The sequence below is a fragment of the Streptomyces sp. CO7 genome, assembly GCF_053474865.1.
In genome coordinates this window covers 1-2,551 of record NZ_JBRIOU010000207.1, presented here as the reverse complement: position 1 = coordinate 2,551, position 2,551 = coordinate 1, and the positions used below count along the sequence as shown (strand labels likewise).

Genomic DNA, 2,551 nt, shown 5'->3' with positions numbered 1-2,551 from the left:
GAACACATCACCGGCATGGGCGCACAGAAGGCGACCGCCCTGCCGGCCCTGACTCCCGCCGCCCCCACGTCAGGGCTCCTGCCCGCGTCCTTCGCCCAGCGACGGCTGTGGCTCCTGGCCGACCTGGACGGCGACAGCACCGCCTACAACGTTCCGCTGTCGGCGCGGGTCGACGGGGCCGTGGACACGGCGGCGCTGGAGGCCGCGCTCAACGACGTCGTCGAACGCCACGCCCCGCTGCGCACCCTGATCGAGACGGTGGACGGCGACCCGTGCCAGCGTGTCCTGCCGCCGGACGAGGCCCGCGTGCGGGTGGAACGGCGCGTCACCACCCCGGGAGCCCTGGAGTCCGACCTGGTGACGGCCGCGGGACACCGGTTCGACCTGCGGACGGAGATCCCGCTGCGGGTCACCGTGTTCGAGCCCGGTGACGGATCGTGCGTGCTCCTGGTGCTGCTCCACCACGTGGCGACGGACGGCGCGTCGAACGGCGTGTTCTTCGAGGACCTGTCGCGGGCCTATGCGGCACGGGTGTCCGGTGCGGCGGGCAGCATGCCGGCGCCGCTGCCGGTGCAGTACGCGGACTACGCGCGGTGGCAGCGGACGGTACTGGGGGCGGCCGACGACCCGGAGAGCGTGCTGGCGCGGGAGCTCGGGTTCTGGCGCTCGGCGCTGAACGGGCTGCCCGAGGAGCACGGTCTGCGCCTGGACCGACCGCGTCCCGCCCGGGCCTCCCATCGAGGCGGCGAAATCGGAGTGGACCTCGGCCCGGATCTTTTCGCCCGGGTGGGTGAGCTGGCCCTTGTGGAGGGCTGCACGCCGTTCATGGTGGTCCATGCCGCCCTGGTCGCCGCTCTGACCCGGTTCGGCGCCGGCACCGACCTGGCGGTGGGCACGCCGGTCGCCGGTCGCGGGGATGAGCAGTTGCGCGACCTGGTCGGGTTCTTCGTCAACACCCTGGTGCTGCGCACCGACAGCAGCGGAGACCCGACCTTCCGGGAGCTGCTGGCGCGGATCCGTGCGACCGATCTGGATGCCTTCGCCCACCAGGAAGCGCCCTTCGACCTCGTCCTCGACTCCGTCAACCCGACCCGCTCGCTCGCCCGTCACCCGCTCTTCCAGATCTGCCTCACCCTTGACGTCGCCGCCGCCCCCCGTCTGAGCCTGCCGGGCAACGGGACGGGTGACGTGGTCCCCGTCGTGAACGGTTCGGCCAAGTTCGACCTCGAGTTCCTGCTCCGGTCGGACGACACCCGAGGGTTGCACGGGACGGTTCTGTTCGCACAAGACCTGTTCGACGACGACACCGTGCGGCGCATGGTGACCGTCCTGGGCCAGGTCCTCGAACAGGTCCTCGCCGACCCCGGCCACCGGATCGGCGACCTCGACGTCCTCTCCCCCGACGAGCGCTCATTGCTCACCGGGAGCTGGGCCGGCAGCAGCGCCGACACCGACGACGTCTCGCTGGTGGAGCAGTTCGAGAAGCAGGCGGAACGTTTCCCCGACCGGGTCGCGCTGATCGACGGAGACCGGCAAGTCACTTACCGGGAACTCAACGCGGCCGCCAACCGCTGGGCCCACCACCTGCGCGACCAGGGCCTGCGGCGGGGCGACATGGCCGGCGTCCTGCTGGAACGAGGCGCCGACTTCGCCACCGCGGTCGTCGCCGTCGCCAAGACCGGCGCCGCCTACACCCTCCTCGACCCCGACTTCCCCGACGAGCGACTGCACGCCGCCGCCACCGACGCGGGCATACACCTCCTCGTCACCGACCCCACCCTCGCCGCACGACTCGACGGCCCCTGGGCCACGATCACTCCCTCGCCGGAGGCAATGTCAGGTCTGTCCGAGTCAAACCTCTCCCTGCCTCTGTCCATCGACGACGTGGCGTGCCTGATGTTCACCTCCGGGTCGACCGGCCGGCCCAAGGGCATCCTGTCCTCCCACCGGAACCTGGTGTCGACGGTCACCGCTCAGACCTACGGAAACTTCGGCGCCGACCAGGTGTTCCTCCAGTGCTCGCCGGTGTCCTGGGACGCGTTCAGCCTCGAGTTCTGGGGTGCTCTTCTCCACGGCGCAACCACCGTCCTGCAACCGGGTCAGCGCCCGGAGCCCGCGCTGATCACCGAACTTTCGCGCCGCCACCGCGTCACGATGCTGCAGCTGTCGGCGAGCCTGTTCAACTACCTCGCCGACGAGCACCCCGACGCCTTCGACACCGTCACCGTCGCCTACACGGGCGGTGAGGCAGCCTCCCCGGCACACGTCCACAAACTCCAGCGGCTGAAGCGCGGCATCACCGTCGTCAACGGCTACGGTCCCGCCGAATCCATGGGCTTCACCACCACCCACACCATCGAACCCGCTGATCAGCCTCACCCGACGATCCCCGTAGGGTCACCCATCACCAACAAGGGCGCCTTCGTTCTCGACAACCACCTCCAACTCACCGCCCCCGGCGTGACCGGCGAGCTCTACCTCGCCGGCGACGGCCTCGCCCACGGCTACCTCGGCCGCCCCGACCTCACCGCCACCCGCTTCATCCCCAACC

1 protein-coding gene is annotated in these 2,551 nt (G+C 70.7%); it reads left to right on the top strand.

Annotated features, from left to right (window positions below):
* Positions 1–15: 15 nt before the first annotated feature.
* The coding region (locus ACOV8S_RS32715) for a non-ribosomal peptide synthetase (RefSeq protein ID WP_448322266.1) at positions 16–2,551 on the top strand (2,536 nt) is incomplete at its 3' end.